Raw genomic sequence first — 19,670 nt, 5'->3', positions numbered from 1 at the left:
GATGAAAACCTTCTGCGCCGACGACTGGGGAAAGCCTCGGCGGGCCGTGTCTGCGGCCGCTTGCAAGGGGAAAATAGCAAGGCGGATTTCGTTTCCAAGTAGATCATGGTTCAGCCGACCTATTCTTTATGGTTATGGACAGATCAGCGCCCGGCGATTGATGGAGCATGCCTCATGCGCCTATAGAAAGACGACGCAATCTCCTGGATCCAAAGATGAGCCTTACCGCCCTGATCGCCTATGCTGGCGCCTTGTTCATCGCCGCCGCCATTCCCGGCCCGGGGATCACGGCAATCGTGGCGCGCGCCCTTGGTTCGAACTTCCGCGAAACCTTCTTCATGGGTCTCGGTCTCGTGCTCGGCGATATGAGCTACCTGACCGCCGTTATCCTTGGCCTTGCCTTCGTGGCGCAGACCTTCACCGAGATCTTCCTCGTCATCAAGATCGCTGGCGCGCTCTATCTTGGCTATATCGCATGGAAGCTCTGGACCGCCGGCCTGCTGCCGCAGGATATTGCCGCGAAAAAATCCAGCAGCGCCGGCATGTCGTTCCTGTCTGGTCTGCTGGTGACACTCGGCAATCCGAAGACCATGCTCTTCTATGTGGCGCTGGTGCCGACCCTCATCGATCTCAACAGTATCGGAATGCGCGATTATCTCATGCTGCTTGCCGTCACCTTCGTCGTACTGATGATCGTGCTCATTCCCTACATGCTTCTCGCATCGCGCGCCCGCACGATGCTGAAGCAGCCGCGCGCGTTGCAGGCCCTGAACCGCGTCGCAGCCAGCATCCTGGCGGGCACGGCAGCCTTCATCGCAACGCGTGCCGCCTGAAATAAACATTCGACAACGAACGGTTTTCAAAGGATTTTTTCTCTGGCTTGCACGGCCGACGGGTGAAGCCACTCTGGTCTCACCGCCACTTTGACCCTATTCTCTCCCCAGATTTCAATATGGATTTCAAAGGGAGAGCACCATGTCGCACAAACCGGGCCGCGGCCGCATCTATTCCTCCATTACCGATACAATCGGCGACACGCCGCTCGTTCGCCTCGACAAGATCGCCAAGGAGAAGGGCGTCGTGGCGAACATTCTGGCAAAGCTCGAGTTCTTCAATCCGATCGCCTCGGTGAAGGATCGTATTGGCGTCGCCATGATCGAGAGCCTGGAAACGCAGGGCAAGATCTCGCCCGGCAAGACCGTGCTGATCGAGCCGACTTCGGGCAATACCGGTATCGCGCTCGCTTTTGCTGCCGCTGCCAAGGGTTACCGGCTGATCCTGACCATGCCGGAAACCATGTCCGTCGAGCGCCGAAAGATGCTGGCGCTGCTCGGCGCGGAGCTGGTGCTGACCGAGGGGGCGAAGGGAATGAAGGGGGCGATCGCCAAGGCCGAGGAGCTCGCCGCCTCGCTGCCCGACGCTGTTATTCCGCAACAATTCGAAAATCCCGCCAACCCGGAAATCCACCGCAAGACGACGGCGGAGGAAATCTGGAACGACACCGACGGCAACGTCGATATCTTCGTGGCCGGTATCGGCACCGGTGGCACGATCACTGGCGTTGGCCAGGTGCTGAAGAGCCGCAAGCCGGATATTCGGGTCGTGGCCGTCGAGCCGACCGATTCACCGATCCTTTCAGGCGGCACGCCTGGCCCGCACAAGATCCAGGGCATCGGAGCCGGTTTCGCGCCCAAAATCCTCGACACCAGCATCTATGACGAGGTGGTTACCGTCAGCAATGACGACGCTTTTCAGCAGGCTCGGCTCGTCGCCAGGCTCGAAGGCGTGCCGGTCGGCATCTCCTCGGGTGCGGCATTGACGGCGGCGATCGAAGTGGGTCGTCGTCCGGAAAATGCCGGAAAGAACATAGTCGTGATCATTCCATCCTTCGCTGAGCGCTATCTTTCGACGGCGTTGTTCGAAGGTCTTGGAAGCTGATTGGATTTCGGCACTTCGTGTCTCCGTTCGTGGGGCGCTTCGGCGCCCCTTTTATCATGCTGCCGGTGTCAGCCTTACATTACCGACGCGATGTGCGGTCGCGGATACATCCTCACGACACCCAGCCGATGATCAGTGGTGATCGCCGCAATGCCAGCTTCATATGCTGCACGGACAATCGCCTGGTGCAGCTTTTCGGGTTCGGTCTTTCCGGTAATGACGTCCAAACAGGTTTTCACCGCCACCAGGAATTCCTCTCCCTCCTCGGTCGGCCATTCCCTCAGCAATACTTCGGCCGCCTCGCGAGCTGTACGGACGACCCTGCGCTCTCTCCTTTCTGCAAAAACGAGAACTATCGGCTCGAATCTTTTTGACGTGTCCCACTTCATTGCGTCTGAACTCCACAGGAGAGGCTATGATGGTATCTGACAATTCTACGTTCAATTCATAGGGCAAGAACGGCGCGTGGTTTCCGGACGTGGTCCGGATCGAGAATGACCAAACATGATCATCAAACATCTGCCGTGCCAATGAGGGAAACGGCGTCCCCCGTTCGTTGCAAAGGGGTATGCATTTCCGTTGACCAGCCCCTCGCACCTGTATTCAGACAATTATCCAGCTTAGACTGCCAGTTGCGGGCCGCCGCCTCAAGCAATTGCCTGAAGTCTTCTAGTTTCACGCCGTCGGCATGCATCAGCACGGCAATAAGAGGATCGCGAAGGCATTCGGATATTGTCAGATCAGTGCTCTTAATCAAGGCCAGCCCCTTTCATTGACAACCGCCTGTATTCCGCCGGTTCCTCGGTTGTCCGTCCTTGCGGCTATTACCGCCCGCAGGCCTTCGAACTCTTCGCAAGCACCAGCGCAAAGCTGTTTCAGCGCGGACACCTGCTCCTCGGCCTTGGCTGCATTATCCGGCCGCGACACAGAACTCGCCGAGATATTCGCCTGCTCAGATGCCCTCATAGATCGCCGTGACCTCGATACATTTTTGTAGAAACCAGCCGTTGGTTCCCCGATTGTCCCAGCAAGTGCCGGGGTAACGAATTCAGGCTTCGGCGACAGGCTAAACGCGGCCACAGCAGCCGATCCCGGGACGACGCGAAGTGACATGGCATACCTCCCCTCCTTGATGGCGTTTCGAGTGGCGAAAGCAGTAAATCATCCACGCTCTCGCTGACGAACTAGATCGTGGGCGAAGCACAGTTATTCCCAACTCGATCAGGATTTTCGACAAGCATATGGAAACGCTTGCTTATTTCATACACCGCAACCTGGCTGCTCTTGAGGCGGGAAGAAGCTGCGAGCCTATTCTTTCAGGTTATGCCAACTGCCTCGGCACTGCATCTGACCTCGCCAACATCTTGAATTGCGTCGTTCGCTGCTACGGTTTTGGCTTGCCGCATCTCTGCGGTTCCCAAGGCCAGATCACATCGTGCGGATGTGTCCAGCGTAAAACAGATCGCACCAGCAATGGCGAGCTCGAGCCTGGCCCTGTCTTCATCCACACCGGGATCTTGTCTCTCACATACCGGTCATTTTATGCAGCGGCGGTCAGCCTTTCGCCCGCGACGCGATAGGAGATCGCCTCTGCCAGATGGATACGGCCAACCGTATCCTTGCCGTCGAGATCTGCGAGCGTGCGAGCGACCTTCAGGACGCGATGATAACCCCGCGCCGAGAACTTCATCTTGTCCGCGGCATCGCGCAACAGCTGCAATCCGGCCGCATCCGGCTCAGCAAATTTCTCGATCATCGAAGTAGAGCAGCCGGCATTGGTCGAAATACCTCTTGCGCCTGCAGAAGCATACCGTTCGCGCTGGATATCACGGGCGCGGGCCACGCGCCGGACAACATCGGCGCTCGCTTCGGCTGCCGTCGGCCGGATAAGATCGGCCGCAGAGACCGCCGGCACGTCGATGCGGATATCGATACGGTCCATCAGCGGACCGGAAATGCGGGCTTGATAGTCCGTCATGCAGCGCGGCCCGCGGGCGCAGGTATGGCCGGGTTCACCCGCCATACCGCAACGGCACGGATTCATGGCCGCGACGAGCTGGATCCGCGCGGGATAGGAGACGCGGTGATTGGCCCGCGCGATGACGCATTCGCCGCTTTCCAGCGGCTGGCGCAGGGCATCGAGCACCTGTGGTGCAAATTCCGGGAATTCATCGAGGAAAAGCACGCCGTGATGGGCAAGCGAGGCTTCGCCCGGCCGGGCGCGCAGGCCGCCGCCAATGAGGGCTGCCATCGTCGCCGAATGATGCGGCGTGCGAAATGGCCGCCGGTCGGAGAGCTTGCCCCCGGAGAGCTGACCGGCGATGGAGTGGATCATCGAGACTTCCAGCAATTCGGCCGCCGAGAGCGGCGGCAGGATGGACGGCAGCCTGGACGCCAGCATCGACTTGCCGGAACCGGGCGGCCCGACCATGATGAGGTTATGGCCGCCGGCAGCGGCCACTTCCAGGGCCCGCTTGGCGCTTTCCTGGCCCTTGATTTCGGCGAGATCGGGCAGATTAGCGGCATTCGGACGAATGGATGGTTCCGGGCGCGACAGGATCTGCGTACCGCGGAAATGATTGGCGAGTGCTATCAGGCTGCGCGGCGCCAGGATATCGACGTCCGAACCGGCCCAGGCGGCTTCCGCTCCGCTTTCGGCAGGGCAGATCAGCCCTTTGCCCGTCGCGTTGGCGCCGATGGCGGCCGGCAGAGCGCCGGCGATCGCGGCGATCGTACCGTCGAGGTTGAGTTCGCCGACGACGACGTAATCGGACAAGGCATCCGCAGGAATTGCGCCGAGTGCAGCCATTAGTCCAAGTGCGATGGGGAGATCGAAATGGCTGCCCTCCTTGGGAAGGTCGGCAGGCGCAAGGTTGACCGTCACGCGCTTGGACGGCAACGCCAGGCCAGAAGCGTGCAGGGCTGCCTGTACCCGCTCGCGGCTTTCTGCCACCGCCTTGTCAGGAAGCCCGACGATCTGGATCCCCATCTTGCCGGGAGCGACCATGACCTGGACCTCGACCGGAACACCTTCAATGCCCTGAAATGCAACCGTACTGACGCGCGCGACCATGCCCCTGCCTCGTGACCCCGATACCCAACCTATGAAGGCGGTCACAATCTGGCATGGAAGCCGGAATAAAACAAGAACGATAAGCGAACGAATTCAGCTATCCGCTGCAATCGAATTGCAGCGGGTTGCAATCCTGGAACGGAGGCGATCAAAGGCGGAACGACAAGAACACTTTTTGTAGTCCGGAAGTATTCCTGGCTTTGCTTTAGCCGCGCTTGCGCTCGATAGCATCCCACAAAAGGCTTGCGATATCGGCGCCGCCGAACTTCTTTACTTCGCGAATGCCAGTTGGCGAGGTCACGTTGATTTCGGTCATGTAGTCGCCGATGACATCTATGCCGACGAGCAGGAAGCCGCGTTCGCGCAGGGCCGGGCCGATGCGGTCGCAGATTTCCTTTTCGCGCGTCGTCAGTTCTGCCGGCTCAGCACGGCCGCCGACATGCATGTTGGAGCGGCTGTCATGCTCGGCGGGAACACGATTGATGGCGCCGGCAAATTCACCATCGACGAGGATGATGCGCTTGTCGCCCTTGCGCACGTCGGGCAGGTACTGCTGGGCGATGAAGGGCTCGCGGAAGAGCTGGCCGAACATTTCGAGCAGCGAGGACAGGTTGCGGTCATCCTTGGTGGAATGGAAGACGCCTGCGCCGCCATTGCCGTAGAGCGGCTTCAGGATGATATCGCCCAACTCGTCGCGGAAGCGGCGGATCTCAGCGGGATCCTTGGTAATCAGCGTCTTCGGCATGAGGTCGGAAAATTCCGTGACGAAGATCTTTTCGGGTGAGTTGCGCACCCAGGCCGGATCATTGACGACAAGCGTCTTCGGATGGATGCGCTCCAAAAGATGCGTCGAGGTGATGTAGGCCATGTCGAAAGGCGGATCCTGGCGCAGCAGGACGACATCCATGGTCGAGAGGTCGACGCGTTCGGGCGCACCAAGCTCATAATGGTCACCCTTGACGTCGCGCAACACCATCGGCTCGACGGAGGCATAAAGCTTGCCGTCGCGGAAGCTCAGTCGATCAGGCGTGTAATGAAAGAGCTTGTAGCCACGCGCCTGCGCCTCGATGCTCATGGCGAAGGTGGAATCGCCCGCGATGTTGATGCCGGAGACATGGTCCATCTGGACCGCTACGTTCTTGATCTTGGCCATTTCGGTCCCTTGAGCTGATGCCGCCCAGATGTAGGTCGGTCAGGCATCAAACGCAACGGCAATCAATGGCTTCGGACGTTTCGGAATGCGCAATATTCAGGCCGCGATACCGGTGCCACCGCTGTTGCGCAACAGGTTGCGCAGGCGGTAGGCGATGGCAAGCGGCTTCGGGAAGGGCTTGCGCAGGAAGGCGACCTTGCGGACGTAGTTGTCGACCCTCCAGTTGGCCCAGGTGCCACCGGCAAAGAAGGCGACGTCACCGGCCTTCAGCGTGCGTTCCGTTCCGTCTTCGGTGGTGACATGCACCTCGCCTTCGAGGATCATGACCGTTTCGTCCCAGCCGAAACGCCAGCGGAATTCACCCGATGTGCAATCCCAGATCGCCGTCAGCGACGCCTCGTCATGGCCGCGGGAGTGTTCTGCCGTGCGTGCCTGCGGGTTTCCGCTGATGATCCAGTCCGGATTGATCGGCGTCGGTTTCAGAACCAAGCCATCGCTTGCGTGAGCGATGAATATTTTCCCCGATGGTTTCAGCGCCGCATAAGGCACGGACCGCGCCGCCATGGCGACGGCTGTCGCAAGCATCATCTTCCAGGCCATGCATAACCCCCAATTTGCTACCCCTAGCTCAGCCGTGGATAACAAAAGAGTCGTAAAGGGCCGTTCAAGCAGGCGCTAAAATTTTAATGAAAGCTTGCTCGTCGCCGACGACTTGCGGATACCGTCACTGCCGCCAGAACAAACTCGGCGAGAGATCAGAAGGCATCCGGGAAATGACGAGGCAGTTTCCCGGGCACTATCGCAACGATATCGTACCGCTGCGATAGCCGCGCGTAATCGCGCTGACGGGCCAGCCAGAGATCGCTTGCAGCCCGGATCCGATTTTGTGACGTGTAGGAGACGGCATCTATCGCACCTGTTTCGTCGGCGCGCGCCTTGACCTCGACGAAGACGGCCAGGTCCCTCTTTCGGGCAATGATGTCGATCTCGCCGAGCTTCGTTTTGTAGCGCATGGCAAGGATGCGATAGCCTTTCAGCATCAGGAAAACGGCGGCAATATATTCCGCGGCCGAGCCCCGGCGCAGCGCCTTTCTCCTGCGGAGCGTCGCTTCGCCGTCAGCCATTCGCCGCCTTCATATCGAGAAGCTTCTGGTAGAGCACCTTGCGTGGCAGGCCGGTCAAGCGGGCAGCCTCAGTCGCGGCCTTGGCCGTTGGTAGGGATTTCGCGAGATCGGTGAGAATCGCGTCGACATCGGCTTCGGTGGCGGGCTGCTCTTTCGGCGGGCCGATCACCAGCACGATCTCGCCCTTCACATTGTCATGCTCTTCATAGTGGACCGCAAGATCGGAAAGCGTGCCGCGGCGGAACTCCTCGTAGGTCTTCGTCAGTTCGCGGCATACAGACGCCTGACGCGCACCGCCAAGCACATCGGCTGCGGCAAACAGCGTCGCACCGATGCGGTGGGGCGATTCAAAAAAGATCAGTGTCGCCGGTGCGTTTGCGAATTCCGCGAGACGGTCTCGGCGAGCCTTGTCCTTGGTCGGCAGGAAGCCCGCAAAAAGAAAGGCGTCGTTTGGCAGGCCTGAACCGACGAGGGCAGCAAGCGGCGCCGAAGCGCCGGGAATGGGGATAACGCGGTAACCTGCCTCGATCGCCTGCTGCGCAAGACGATAACCGGGATCAGATACAAGCGGCGTGCCGGCATCGGAAACAAGCGCCACCGACTTGCCCGCGTCGAGCGCCTGAAGGAGCCTCGGCCCTGCCTCATCGGCATTATGTTCATGATAAGCGAAAGGCCGGTTCTGGATGCCGTAGCGATCAAGCAGGACGCGGGTAACGCGTGTGTCCTCGCAGGCCAGGACGTCGGCACCGGCAAGCGTTTCCAGTGCCCGCAGCGTAATGTCGCCCAGATTGCCGATCGGCGTGGCGACAAGATAGAGGGCCGGTTCGAGCGGGCGTGCCGGCACCGCAATATTATGCAGGCGAAAGCCGCGTCGGGCGCCGGTTTCCGCTCTCACCTCTTCCGTCATGTCACTCGCTTTCGTCCCGCCAGCCTCTTGCCTTTATGGGCGAGCGGTGCTGCTTCGACAAGAGCAGCAATTTCTGTGAGCATTGCGCTGCAAAACGGCATTTGCGAGCTAGTGGACGGCCATGCCTCTTGCAATCGCTGGCAAAGTTCTGCCATTTTGCCCGTCCACTCCCCTCTCCCGAAGGGGAAACAGTGACGCGGCGCTTTTTGCGCCCGGGCAATAAAGGTCGAAAGCGGTAGCATCCCATGCGTATTACTATTGAGCGGTCAAACCTTTTGAAGTCGCTGAACCACGTCCACCGCGTGGTCGAACGCCGCAACACGATCCCGATCCTGTCCAACGTGCTGCTGAAAGCAGATGGTCAGAGCCTCGACATGAAGGCAACCGATCTCGATCTGGAAATTACCGAAGCCACACCTGCCAATGTCGAGCAGGCGGGTGCCACCACCGTTCCGGCCCATCTTCTTTACGACATCGTCCGCAAGCTTCCCGATGGCGCAGAGGTCCTGCTTGCCACCACCCAGGATGGCGGCTCGATGAACGTTCAGTCTGGCCGCTCGAAATTCTCGCTGCAGTGCCTGCCGGAATCCGACTTCCCCGACCTGACCGCCGGCACTTTCACGCATTCCTTCAAGCTGAAGGCAAGCGACCTGAAGATGCTGATCGACCGCACGCAGTTTGCGATCTCGACCGAAGAAACACGCTACTATCTGAACGGCATCTTCTTCCACACGATCGAGAGCGGCGGCGATCTGAAGCTCCGTGCTGTCGCCACCGACGGTCATCGTCTGGCGCGCGCCGATGTCGATGCGCCCTCGGGCTCTGAAGGCATGCCGGGCATCATCATTCCGCGCAAGACGGTCGGCGAACTGCAGAAGCTCGTCGACTCGCCTGATGCGGTCGTCACCGTGGAAGTTTCCGACGCCAAGATCCGCATCACTATCGGCGGTATCGTCATGACCTCGAAGCTCATCGACGGAACTTTCCCAGACTATCAGCGCGTTATTCCCACCAATAACGACAAGGAAATGCGCGTCGATTGCACGAGCTTCGCCCAGGCCGTCGATCGCGTTTCGACCATTTCCTCCGAGCGCGGACGCGCCGTAAAGCTTGCCCTTTCCGACGGCCAGCTTCTGCTCACCGTCAACAATCCGGATTCCGGCAGTGCGACGGAAGAAGTCGCAGTCGGTTATGATACCGACCCAATGGAAATCGGCTTCAACGCCAAATATCTGCTCGATATCACCGCGCAGCTTTCCGGAGACGAGGCAATCTTCCTTCTGGCCGATGCGGGCTCGCCGACACTTGTGCGTGACACCGCAGGTGACGACGCTCTCTATGTGCTGATGCCGATGCGCGTTTAATCTCGCGTCGCTTTTGTCGTCGAAACTTTCCTGATCGCGACATCGCCTCTTGTTTTTGCTTCATCCTCCTGCAATTAAGGGAGGGTTTAACGGCAGGCATGGGAGGACGGCATGGCACTGCGGCTCAAGGAACGGCTCGGCAGGAAGTTTGACGAGGAAATCCGCTTCTTCAAGGGCATGATGCAGGGGCCGAAAACCGTCGGCTCCATCGTTCCGACTTCCTCGATTACCGCCCGCAAGATGGCGAGTGTCGCAAATCCGCATTCGGACCTGCCGGTGCTCGAACTCGGGCCTGGCACGGGCGCCATCACCAAGGCGATCCTCGCGCATGGCATAAAGCCGGAAAAGCTCGTCGCCATCGAATATTCGACGGATTTCTACGAACATCTCGTACGCCTCTATCCAGGCGTGAACTTCATCAACGGCGATGCCTTCGATCTCGACCGGACGCTCGGCGTGTTCAAGGACCAGACGTTCGATTCTGTGATCTCAGGCATACCGCTTCTGAATTTTCCCATGCAAGCGCGCATCGCGCTCCTGGAAAGCCTGCTCGATCGCATGCCGGCGGGCCGGCCGGTAGTGCAGATCTCCTATGGCGCGGTCTCGCCGATCGTTGCCAATGCCGATCGCTACAGCATTCATCATTTTGATTTCATCGTGCGCAATATTCCTCCAGCTCAACTCTGGATCTATCGGCGCGGATAAATGTTTGGACTTTATATTACTCATCCCCAGGTCAAGATCGACCCTGAGGTTCCCGTTCCCAAGTGGGGGCTTTCCGACATTGGCGCAGAACGCGCCCGCAAGGCTGCTTCAAGCGACTGGGCGAAACGGCTGACCCGTATCGTCTCCAGCGACGAGACGAAAGCGATCGAGACGGCGGAAATCCTTGCAGCGGCGTCAGGCGTGAAAATCGAGATCGTGCATGGCATGCATGAGAACGACCGCTCCGCCACCGGTTTCCTGCCACCGGACAAGTTCGAAGAGGCCGCCAACTGGTTTTTCGCACACCCGGAAGAGAGCTTCAGGGGCTGGGAACGGGCCACTGATGCGCAGGCCCGCATCGTTTCTGCCGTCGAAACCATCCTATCCTCTCATGACCGGACCGCGCCGATCGCCTTCATCGGCCATGGCGGCGTTGGAACGCTGCTCAAATGCCATCTGGCCGGAGCCCCCATTGCGCGTGATCGCGACCAGCCGGCCGGCGGCGGCAATCTCTATGCTTTCGGCCTTGCGGATCGGCGCTTATCATGCGACTGGACACCCATTGAAGACTGGCGGGGATGATTTGAGATGGACGCACGCGAGCGGTTGATCGTCGGACTGGATGTTCCAACGATCGGCGAAGCGGAAAGATTGGTTTCCACGCTCGGCGACGACGTTCTCTTCTACAAGATCGGCTACCAGCTCGTTTTTGCCGGCGGGCTGGAATTCGCCCGCGACCTTGCCGCTAGCGGCAAGAAGATCTTCCTCGACATGAAACTGCTCGACATCGACAACACGGTCGCATCCGGCGTCGAAAACATCGCCAAGATGGGCATGTCGATGCTGACGCTGCATGCCTATCCGAAAGCGATGAAGGCCGCAGTCGAGGCGGCAAAAGGCTCCGGTCTCTGCCTGCTCGGCGTGACCGTGCTGACTTCGATGGATGCCGAAGACCTCGTCGAGGCCGGGTATCAATATGATCCGCAGGCACTGGTCGCGCGCCGCGCCGAACAGGCGCGTGCTGCGGGTATGGGCGGCATCGTCTGCTCCGCCGAAGAATCCGCTGCCGTCAGCGAGATCGTTGGACCTGATATGGCGATCGTTACGCCAGGCATCCGCCCGACGGGCGTCGAAAAGGGCGACCAGAAGCGGGTGATGACGCCTAGGGATGCACTGAAGGCCGGGTCCACGCATCTCGTCGTCGCGCGCCCGATCGTCAAGGCACCGGAGCCGCGGGAAGCTGCGCGTGCAATCCTCAATGAAATGGTCGCCGCGCTCTGGCCGGCGAACCGCTGAACCGGGAGACAGGAATGGCCAAGGGATACTGGATCGCCCGCGTCGATGTACGCGACCTCGAGCGCTACAAGGATTACGTCGCGACCGCAAAGCCGGCCTTCGAGAAATACGGCGCGAATTTCCTCGCCCGCGGCGGTGCAATTACCGAGCTTGAAGGCAAGGCGCGCGCCCGCAACGTGGTCATCGAATTTCCCTCGATGCAACATGCCGTCGACTGCTATAATTCGCCCGAATACCAGGCTGCCGCAAAAATCCGCCATGAGGTGGCTGACGCGGAAATGGTCGTGGTCGAAGGCGTCTGAGCCAGTTTTGAACGGGTAAGAACTGCGGCGCGATGGCCCTTTTCGTCGCGTCGGTATTGGGCTAAGACGAAAACAATCACAGCATTCCAAAGCCTTTCGAGGAGCCTGCCATGACCCTTGCCAACCTGCCGCCGCTCGTCACCGTGTTCGGAGGGTCCGGCTTCATCGGCAGACATGTCGTGCGGGCGCTCGCCAAGCGCGGTTACCGCATACGCGTTGCGGTGCGCCGCCCCGATCTCGCAGGCTTCCTGCAGCCACTCGGCAATGTCGGCCAGATTTCTTTCGTCCAGGCCAACCTGCGCTACCGCAATTCGATCGACCGGGCCGTCGAAGGTGCCGACCATGTCATCAACTGCGTCGGCATTCTCCACGAGAGCGGCCGCAACACGTTCGATGCGGTGCAGGAATTCGGCGGTCGCGCCGTTGCCGAAGCTGCCCGCAACGCAGGTGCGACGCTCACCCACCTCTCGGCTATCGGTGCAAATTCCGGCTCCCAGTCCAGTTACGGCCGCACCAAGGGCCGGGCGGAAGCCGCCATCCTGTCGATCAAGCCGGACGCGGTGATCTTCCGCCCGTCTGTCGTCTTCGGTCCCGAAGACAGCTTCTTCAACAAGTTCGCCGACATGGCGCGCATGTTTCCTGTTCTGCCGCTCGTGGGCGGCGGCAAGACAAAATTCCAGCCCGTCTATGTTGAAGATGTTGCCGAGGCTGTTGCCCGCGCTGTCGACGGCAAGGTCGAAACTGGCAAGATCTATGAACTTGGCGGTCCTGAAGTGCTTACCTTCCGCGAATGTCTCGAGACCATGCTCAAGGTCACGGTCCGCAAGAATCCGTTCGTTTCCATGCCGTTCGGCATCGCATCCATGATCGGCAGCATCGCCTCGCTGGTGCCTTTCATCGCGCCGCCGATCACGCCGGACCAGGTCAAGCTGCTGAAGCACGACAACGTCGTTTCAAAGGAAGCCGAAGCTGAAGGCCGCACGCTGAAGGGCCTTGGCATCAAGCCGACGATGGCGACTTCCGTGCTCGACTCCTATCTGGTGCATTACCGCCCGCACGGTCAATATACCGGCTCCGGCAAGGCTGCCTGATAATCGACAGACGGTCGTTCAAGCGCCACTCGTGAACATTCACGGGCGGCGCTTTGTTTATGTGCGATGCAAATCCGGCGCAAGCCTGGCGAGTTATGAGGCGTTTCATAATGTGTGACGTTGCATAAAAGACGCATAGGAAATTTAGTGGAATTAACACCAAATTTAGCAGGAACATTTATTGCTATTTGCCATTCCACTGACTAAACACCCCCGCGCGTCTTCAGACAGACTCAAGCGCCTCGCAGGCGTGCGGCAATCACTGTGAAAGGCTATTTCTAATGGGTAAGTCAATCGCGCTTCTTTTTGCGTGTGCGGCACTGGTCATCCTCGCAGGCTCCTTCATTGCGCCGGGCTCCGTCGCAGCGGTGAAGGGCGGTTGCTCGCCGGCCTATGGCGTCGATCCCTGCTCGACGGCCTCCATCACCCACTAATAAAGAAGCCGGTCCTTTCGAACCGGCTTTTATTTTTGCCTTGATGCGAGCGACCAATGTTCGATCGCTCACCTTTTCAGCCTATCAGCTGATCATGCCGGCCATCGCCATGCCGAGCAGGACGACACCCAAAATGATGCGATAGATCGCAAAGACCGTGAAGCGGTTGCTCCTGATATAGGCCAGCAACCATTTGACGGCGACGAAGGCGACGATCGTGGAGACGACGAAGGCGATGCCGAGCGCTGTCCAGTCTTCATTGGCCGCGCCGCCATCCTTGAAGGTCTTCAGCAGCGAGAAGGCGCTTGCGGCATACATGGTCGGAATGCCGACGAGGAACGCAAATTCGGTTGCCGCTGCGCGATTGGCCGTACCGGCCAGCATGGCGACGAAGATCGTGGCGCCGGAGCGGGACGTGCCCGGGAAGACACCGGCGACGACCTGGGCGATACCGACCAGAATGGCAACGAGCCAGGTGATGTGGGCGCTCGGCGGGCGGCGGGCGGCGGCCCATTCGGCAAAGATCATCCAGATACCGCCGATGATCAGGGCCCAGGCAACCGGCGTCGCGGTCTCAGGCAACTCGAAACCCATCTTCTTGACGAGAAGGCCGAGCACTGCCGTGATCAGAAAGGCGACAATCAGTTTAAAGGCATAATCGCGGTTCTGAGGATCGCGCCAGCCAAGCAGCAGATCAAGCAGGCGACGCCAGTAGATAATGGTGACGGCGAGGATCGCTCCCGCCTGAATGACGATGTTGAATGTATCGCTGCGGGCACCAAGCCACTGTTCGGCAATGATCAGATGGCCGGTGCTCGAAATCGGCAGGAACTCTGTGATCCCTTCTATAATGCCCAGAATTATAGAGTTTATGTAGTCCATAAAGTGTCTCCGGTTTGGGGTTCGGTCGGACTGGAGTGGCGGTCAGGCTTATATTGCACTGCACAATCATCATTCGCCAGAGCGGGAGGCAAGAAAAGGCGAGCGGGGAGTTGCGATCGTTCAGGCAGCCATGTTTTGTCCCTTGTCAGGCAGATGAGCCCGATTCGCTTGTATTGGCGGGGGCAAGCTCCTATAGCTTCAACTAATGAGTCATGACTAGGGCGGTATAAGTGGCGAGCCCTTGAGCCCATGCACCACAATCAAAAGTCCGAGTATCGATGCCCACGCTCTATCATCATCCCATGTCGTCCGCATCCCGCTTCGTCAGGCTCATTCTGGCGGAATACGGCTATCAGGCGGAGCTGATCGAGGAACAGACCTGGGAGAAGCGCCGCGACTTCCTGGCGCTCAACCCGGCCGGCACGCTGCCTGTTTATGTCGACGACAGCATGCGGGCGCTCTGTGGCGCGACCGTCATTTCAGAATATCTCGACGAGACGCATGGCGTGCTGAAGCGCGACCGTCGGTTGCTCGCCGAAGATCCATTCCAGCGTGCGGAAATCCGCCGGCTGACGGAATGGTTCATGCAGAAGATGGAAAACGACGTCACCAAGCCGCTGGCGCGCGAGCGCGTCTATAAGCTTCAGATGACGGCCGACCAGGGCGGAGGCGCCCCGGATTCCAAGATATTGCGCACTGCGCGTGCGAATATCCGCCAGCACATGCGTTATCTCACCTGGCTTGCAGGCTCGCGTCAGTGGCTTGCCGGCGACCGGATGAGTTACGCCGATCTGGCCGCCGCAGCCTCCATTTCCATCCTCGATTATCTCGGGGAAATCGACTGGTCGGAATCGCCACTCGCCAAAGACTGGTACCAGCGGCTGAAATCGCGCCCCTCCTTCCGGCCGATGCTCACCGAGCGCGTGCGCGGACTGACGCCGGTTTCCCATTATGCCGATCTGGATTTCTGACGAGGGCTTTTGATGCCCGAAGCGAAAACCGACGATACCAGGGAGCAGAAGCGCCGCGACAATTTGACCGCCTTCCTGAAGGCGGAATCGGCTGCCCTTGGCTTCGATCTCTGCCGCGTCACCCGTCCCGATTCGATCCCGGAAGCAAAGGTACGGCTTGGACAGTTCATCGATGCCAACAGGCACGGGACGATGGAATGGATGGCGGAAACGCGTGAACGCCGCAGTGATCCGCGCACGCTCTGGAGCGATGTACGCTCGGTTGCCGTCTTCGGTCTGAACTACGGGCCTGACGAAGACCCGCGTGGCATCCTTGGCAAGGCGGAAAAGGCGGCAATTTCCGTTTATGCACGAAACCGCGACTATCACGATGTCATCAAGGGCCGGCTGAAAGAGATTGCGACCCGCTTCGCCGCCAGGGCAGGCGCGGATGTAAAAGTCTTCGTCGACACTGCACCCGTCATGGAAAAGCCGCTCGCGGCAGCCGCCGGTCTCGGCTGGCAGGGCAAACACACCAATCTTGTCAGCCGCGAACATGGCTCCTGGCTTTTCCTCGGTTCGATGTTCACGACGGCCGATCTCAATATGGATGCGCCAGAGACCGACCATTGCGGCTCCTGCCGTGCATGCCTCGACGCCTGCCCGACGGCTGCCTTTCCTGCCCCCTACCAGATCGACGCGCGCCGCTGCATCTCGTATCTGACGATCGAACATAAGGGGCCGATCGATCCCGAATTCCGGCCGCTGATCGGCAACCGCATCTATGGCTGCGACGATTGTCTTGCCGCGTGCCCCTGGAACAAGTTCGCAAACGAAGCGTCGGAAATGAAGCTGAAGGCAAGGGAGGATCTGAAGGAGCCTTCGATCGCCGTCCTCTTGTCGCTCGACGACCCAAGCTTCCGCACGTTCTTCAGCGGTTCGCCGGTCAAGCGCATCGGGCGTGACCGCTTCATTCGCAATGTGCTGATCGCCGCTGGCAATTCCGGCGAGCGGAGCCTGATCGAGCGATGTCGTGCGCTTGCCGCCGATGCCTCGCCGGTCGTGCGCGGCATGGCGGTTTGGGCGCTGTCGCGGCTCATGGAGGCTGGCGAATTCAAAGCCTTTGCCGCACAAAAGGAAAATGAGTCGGACGATGACGTCCTCAACGAATGGCGATTGGCAGGGGTGAGCTGATGCATGTGATGATCTTTGGCTGCGGTTATTCCGGCACGGCTATCGCCAAGGCGTTCGGCGACAGCGGCATTCGCGTCTCCGGTACGACCCGTTCGGGAGAGAAAGCCGATGAGTTGCGCAAGATCGGGATCGAAGCCTTTATCTTCAACGGAGAGGACTTGAGCGACGACCTGCGTGCGGCGATGGCCACTGTCACGCATCTCGTTCAGTCGATCGCTCCGCGCGATGCCGACCCGCTGCTTGCATTACTTGGGAAGGACGGCACGGTGCTTCTGCCTGACCTGCAATGGATCGGCTATCTCTCCACAGTCGGCGTCTATGGTGACCACAAGGGTTCCTGGGTGACCGAGGAAACGCCCTGTATACCGGTCTCGGGCCGCTCGAAGGAACGTCTCGACGCCGAGGATGCCTGGCTTGCGCTCGGCCGTTCCCGCGAAACGCCGGCCGCCATATTGCGACTTTCCGGCATCTATGGACCGGGACGCAACGCCTTCGTCAATCTGGACCGCGGCACAGCGCGCCGCATCATCAAGAAGGACCAGGTGTTCAATCGTATCCGCGTGGAAGACATCGGCGCTTCCACCCGGTTTCTGTCAGAACATGCGCTCGGCGGCATCTATAATGTCACCGACGACCAACCCGGTCCGCCGCAGGATGTCATAGTCGAGGCAGCCAACCTGATGGGCGTCACGCCGCCGCCGGAGCAGCCTTTCGAGACCGCCGAGATGACGCCGATGGCGCGTTCCTTCTATGGAGAGAACAAGCGCGTTTCCAATGCCAAGCTGAAGGCTGCAGGCTTCCGGTTTGCCTTCCCGAACTATCCGATGTCGCTCGCCCAGTTATGGCAAAATGACGGTTGGCGCGGCTGACGAACCCCTCTCATTCGGGTGATAGGGTTATAATCCATAAAGAGTAGGAATTTCCTACTTTCTGATTTTTGCGAACTGAATTTCGCTCCGTATTATGGTTAACGGCCTCTAAATTTGCGCAAATGTGGCGACAAATATGGCGCCCTGAGAAAAAAATTTTTGTGATTTCCAACGGCCATCAATTGTTTACCGTTTATGCGAAAAAATCGTTCGGATTTTAACTGATTTCATTAGGCTTTTTCCAAGAATTGCCAAAGCGGTGTCCTGCTACCGCAATGTTATCGGAATCACAAATATTACAGACTGTAATGTTCCGTGATCGTGTTCGGCACTTTTTCGCCACTTTTCCCCGGATTTAAGCCCCGCCGCCTGTGAAGGCGCAAGTTCAATAGTTGAGGGACAATCCGTTTTGAAGAAAATTTGCCGTTCTCTAATCACTACCGCAGCCATTGCAGCCTGCTCTTTCATCCTTCCGGCTGAAGCATTTGCTGCCAACGGATGTGGCGGTGCTTCGTGGTACGCACTTCGCTCCAAAACTGCTTCCGGGGAACGCATGAACCCTGCCGTCTACACTGCCGCACATCGCTCTCTGGCGTTCGGCACAAAGGTGAAGGTCACCAACCGCAACAACGGCCGCAGCGTCGTCGTTCGCATCAATGACCGTGGTCCGTTCATCCGCGGGCGCGTGCTCGATCTGTCGCGCGCTGCCGCACAGAATATCGGCATGGTCTCCTCGGGCACTGCGAAGGTCTGCTACGAAGTCATCAGCTGAGGCCAAGTCCTCCGCACAATCCCTGCGCCGGATGCGGCGCTTGCTCTTGCCGTCAATCGCGGGTACCACGCGGTTGAGACTTGTGAACAATCCGCCCGGCCGAACAGCTTTGCTGGGGGTTCTTTCTTGCGCGGATCGTTCACCAGCCAAGGCAACAGGAGAAGTTTGAATGCGTTTGGGCGGCCGCCTCGAAGGGGCGATCTCGGTTCTGGCTGATATCGATGCCCGTAAAAGGCCTGTCGCCGATGCGCTGAAGGACTGGGGCCTCGCTCACCGCTTTGCCGGCTCCGGCGACCGGGCGGCGATCGGCAACATTGTCTACGACGCGCTGCGCATGCGATTGTCCCATGCCTATCTGATGGACGATGACAGTGCAGTTGCCATTGCGCACGCCGTCATGTTCCGCCAGTGGGGTTTTACGTCGGAAACACTGGCTGCGGAACTTGCAGGCGACAAGTTCGCGCCGACGCCGCTTTCCGCAGAAGCGCTCGCAGCCTTTGCGAGCCGCTCTCTTTCCGATGCCTCCCCACATGTGCAGGGCGATATTCCGGAATGGGTACAGCCCTCCTTCGAACAGGCTTTCGGCGGCGCGTGGCTTTCCGAGGCGCAGGCACTTGCCGGGCGCCCGACCCTTGATCTGCGCGCCAATATCCTGAAGGCCACCCGTGAAAAGGCCTTCAAGGCGCTGGAACGCGCCGGCGCGAACGAGGCGAAGATCGCACGCTACGGCATCCGGATTCCCGCCGGCGAAGGCGCCTCACGTCTTCCTAACGTCACGGCCGAGCTTTCGTTCCAGAAGGGCTGGTTCGAGGTTCAGGACGAGGGATCGCAGATCGTCGCCGATCTTGTCCTGCCTGGGGATGGCGAGCAGGTGCTGGATTATTGCGCCGGCGGCGGCGGCAAGACCCTCGCGATGGCGGCCGCCATGCACAATAAGGGTCAGGTTCACGCCTATGACGCCGATCGCAAGCGGCTTGCGCCGATCATCGAGCGTCTGAAGCGCGCCGGGACGCGCAACGTCCAGGTCCATGACGATGCCAAGGGCTTGTCCAACCTGCGCAACCGCTGCGACAAGGTTCTGGTCGATGCCCCCTGCACCGGCACCGGCACATGGCGCCGCCGCCCGGACACGAAATGGCGGCTGACGGCAAAGAACCTCGACGAGCGCACCGCCCAGCAGCAGGACGCCCTGAAGCAGGCAAGCAGCTTCGTGCGCCCTGGTGGCGACCTCATCTACGTCACCTGTTCGGTGCTGCCGCAGGAGAACGAAGAGCAGGTGCGGCGCTTTGCTGCCGAGAATGGCGATTTCAAGATTGAAAGCGCGCTGCCGGCCTGGGACAGCCTGTTCGGCAAGGACAGCGCGCGCCCACGCTCTTCCGATGGCAAGACGATCACGCTGACGCCGGCGTCGACGGATACGGATGGCTTCTTCTTCTGCCGCCTGAGAAGGGACGGCTGAGAAGCGCTCTGCAGAGGAAATCGAAAACCCTGCATGATCCGCGTTGATCACGAGACCCAGAGGTGGCAAGGGCGATCCGTCGTGCAGGTGATCCTAGAATTTGCGGTCAGATAGTCTTCAAACGACCAGTTAAATACAGTCATCCATCCTTAAAACC

The 19,670-nt window shown here is 59.6% G+C and carries 22 protein-coding genes; 14 read left to right on the top strand and 8 right to left on the bottom strand.

The features are described 5' to 3' along the window. The first annotated feature begins 215 nt into the window (after nucleotides 1-215). Both LVY75_11115 and cysK read left to right on the top strand, forming a co-directional pair. The gene (locus tag LVY75_11115; GenBank protein XAZ23785.1) at nucleotides 216-833 is read left to right on the top strand and encodes a LysE family translocator; all 618 of its coding nucleotides are present in this window, start codon (nucleotides 216-218) and stop codon (nucleotides 831-833) included. Between the two features lie 142 nt (nucleotides 834-975). Continuing rightward, entirely contained in the window at nucleotides 976-1,938 is a 963-nt protein-coding gene (gene cysK / locus LVY75_11110) for a cysteine synthase A (protein ID XAZ23784.1), read from the top strand. 74 nt (nucleotides 1,939-2,012) lie between these two features. On the opposite strand, the gene LVY75_11105 is transcribed toward cysK, so the two are convergent. The 7 genes from LVY75_11105 to rsmI all read right to left on the bottom strand — a co-directional run bounded on the left by LVY75_11105 (nucleotide 2,013) and on the right by rsmI (nucleotide 8,195). Then, nucleotides 2,013-2,327: a DUF982 domain-containing protein gene (locus LVY75_11105; protein XAZ23783.1), complete on the bottom strand. Its 315-nt coding sequence runs from the start codon at nucleotides 2,325-2,327 to the stop codon at nucleotides 2,013-2,015. A 122-nt stretch (nucleotides 2,328-2,449) separates the two neighbouring features. After that, on the bottom strand, nucleotides 2,450-2,692 hold the full coding sequence (locus tag LVY75_11100; GenBank protein XAZ25691.1) for a hypothetical protein: 243 nt from the start codon (nucleotides 2,690-2,692) through the stop codon (nucleotides 2,450-2,452). A gap of 786 nt (nucleotides 2,693-3,478) precedes the next feature. Further along, entirely contained in the window at nucleotides 3,479-5,011 is a 1,533-nt protein-coding gene (locus LVY75_11095) for a YifB family Mg chelatase-like AAA ATPase (GenBank protein XAZ23782.1), read from the bottom strand. 205 nt (nucleotides 5,012-5,216) lie between these two features. After that, nucleotides 5,217-6,164: a glutathione synthase gene (gene gshB / locus LVY75_11090; protein XAZ23781.1), complete on the bottom strand. Its 948-nt coding sequence runs from the start codon at nucleotides 6,162-6,164 to the stop codon at nucleotides 5,217-5,219. A gap of 96 nt (nucleotides 6,165-6,260) precedes the next feature. Then, nucleotides 6,261-6,764, bottom strand: a complete 504-nt coding sequence (locus LVY75_11085; protein XAZ23780.1) for a cupin domain-containing protein — start codon at nucleotides 6,762-6,764, stop codon at nucleotides 6,261-6,263. 155 nt (nucleotides 6,765-6,919) lie between these two features. Further along, on the bottom strand, nucleotides 6,920-7,288 hold the full coding sequence (locus tag LVY75_11080; protein ID XAZ23779.1) for a YraN family protein: 369 nt from the start codon (nucleotides 7,286-7,288) through the stop codon (nucleotides 6,920-6,922). After that, nucleotides 7,281-8,195 (bottom strand): 16S rRNA (cytidine(1402)-2'-O)-methyltransferase, encoded by a 915-nt coding sequence (rsmI, locus tag LVY75_11075; GenBank protein ID XAZ23778.1) that lies wholly within the window; start codon nucleotides 8,193-8,195, stop codon nucleotides 7,281-7,283. The genes LVY75_11080 and rsmI overlap by 8 nt, the downstream gene beginning before the upstream one ends. A gap of 245 nt (nucleotides 8,196-8,440) precedes the next feature. On the opposite strand from rsmI, the gene dnaN reads away from it, so the two are divergent. From dnaN to LVY75_11040, 7 genes are all read left to right on the top strand, one after another. Beyond that, nucleotides 8,441-9,559, top strand: coding sequence for a DNA polymerase III subunit beta (gene dnaN, locus LVY75_11070; GenBank protein XAZ23777.1), 1,119 nt, complete (start codon nucleotides 8,441-8,443; stop codon nucleotides 9,557-9,559). 111 nt (nucleotides 9,560-9,670) lie between these two features. Continuing rightward, nucleotides 9,671-10,264 (top strand): class I SAM-dependent methyltransferase, encoded by a 594-nt coding sequence (locus LVY75_11065; GenBank protein XAZ23776.1) that lies wholly within the window; start codon nucleotides 9,671-9,673, stop codon nucleotides 10,262-10,264. Further along, entirely contained in the window at nucleotides 10,265-10,846 is a 582-nt protein-coding gene (locus LVY75_11060) for a phosphoglycerate mutase family protein (GenBank protein XAZ23775.1), read from the top strand. It begins immediately after the preceding gene. 6 nt (nucleotides 10,847-10,852) lie between these two features. After that, entirely contained in the window at nucleotides 10,853-11,560 is a 708-nt protein-coding gene (pyrF, locus tag LVY75_11055; protein ID XAZ23774.1) for an orotidine-5'-phosphate decarboxylase, read from the top strand. A gap of 14 nt (nucleotides 11,561-11,574) precedes the next feature. Beyond that, nucleotides 11,575-11,862, top strand: coding sequence for a DUF1330 domain-containing protein (locus LVY75_11050; GenBank protein XAZ23773.1), 288 nt, complete (start codon nucleotides 11,575-11,577; stop codon nucleotides 11,860-11,862). A 110-nt stretch (nucleotides 11,863-11,972) separates the two neighbouring features. After that, nucleotides 11,973-12,953, top strand: a complete 981-nt coding sequence (locus LVY75_11045) for a complex I NDUFA9 subunit family protein (GenBank protein ID XAZ23772.1) — start codon at nucleotides 11,973-11,975, stop codon at nucleotides 12,951-12,953. A 281-nt stretch (nucleotides 12,954-13,234) separates the two neighbouring features. Further along, nucleotides 13,235-13,387 carry a hypothetical protein gene (locus LVY75_11040; protein ID XAZ23771.1) on the top strand — a complete coding sequence of 51 codons (153 nt, stop codon included), beginning with the start codon at nucleotides 13,235-13,237 and terminating at the stop codon, nucleotides 13,385-13,387. Between the two features lie 84 nt (nucleotides 13,388-13,471). Here LVY75_11040 and LVY75_11035 read toward each other — a convergent pair whose 3' ends face one another. Further along, nucleotides 13,472-14,269 carry an undecaprenyl-diphosphate phosphatase gene (locus LVY75_11035; GenBank protein XAZ23770.1) on the bottom strand — a complete coding sequence of 266 codons (798 nt, stop codon included), beginning with the start codon at nucleotides 14,267-14,269 and terminating at the stop codon, nucleotides 13,472-13,474. A 278-nt stretch (nucleotides 14,270-14,547) separates the two neighbouring features. Here LVY75_11035 and LVY75_11030 point away from each other — a divergent pair, with 278 nt between their 5' ends. The 5 genes from LVY75_11030 (at nucleotide 14,548) to LVY75_11010 (ending at nucleotide 19,513) form a co-directional block, all read left to right on the top strand. Then, the gene (locus tag LVY75_11030) at nucleotides 14,548-15,240 is read left to right on the top strand and encodes a glutathione S-transferase family protein (protein ID XAZ23769.1); all 693 of its coding nucleotides are present in this window, start codon (nucleotides 14,548-14,550) and stop codon (nucleotides 15,238-15,240) included. A 12-nt stretch (nucleotides 15,241-15,252) separates the two neighbouring features. Then, a complete protein-coding gene (gene queG / locus LVY75_11025; protein XAZ23768.1) occupies nucleotides 15,253-16,413 on the top strand; it encodes a tRNA epoxyqueuosine(34) reductase QueG in 1,161 nt (386 codons plus the stop codon). Beyond that, a complete protein-coding gene (locus LVY75_11020) occupies nucleotides 16,413-17,282 on the top strand; it encodes an SDR family oxidoreductase (protein XAZ23767.1) in 870 nt (289 codons plus the stop codon). Before queG ends, LVY75_11020 begins: the two co-directional genes overlap by 1 nt. A 409-nt stretch (nucleotides 17,283-17,691) precedes the next feature. After that, the gene (locus LVY75_11015; protein XAZ23766.1) at nucleotides 17,692-18,054 is read left to right on the top strand and encodes a septal ring lytic transglycosylase RlpA family protein; all 363 of its coding nucleotides are present in this window, start codon (nucleotides 17,692-17,694) and stop codon (nucleotides 18,052-18,054) included. A 169-nt stretch (nucleotides 18,055-18,223) separates the two neighbouring features. Continuing rightward, nucleotides 18,224-19,513, top strand: coding sequence for an RsmB/NOP family class I SAM-dependent RNA methyltransferase (locus tag LVY75_11010; GenBank protein XAZ23765.1), 1,290 nt, complete (start codon nucleotides 18,224-18,226; stop codon nucleotides 19,511-19,513). Nucleotides 19,514-19,670 lie beyond the last annotated feature (157 nt).

The organism is Sinorhizobium sp. B11, assembly GCA_039725955.1.
Lineage (GTDB): Bacteria > Pseudomonadota > Alphaproteobacteria > Rhizobiales > Rhizobiaceae > Rhizobium.
Note: the sequence above shows the minus strand (reverse complement) of the source record. Positions and strands in the feature narration are given on the sequence as shown.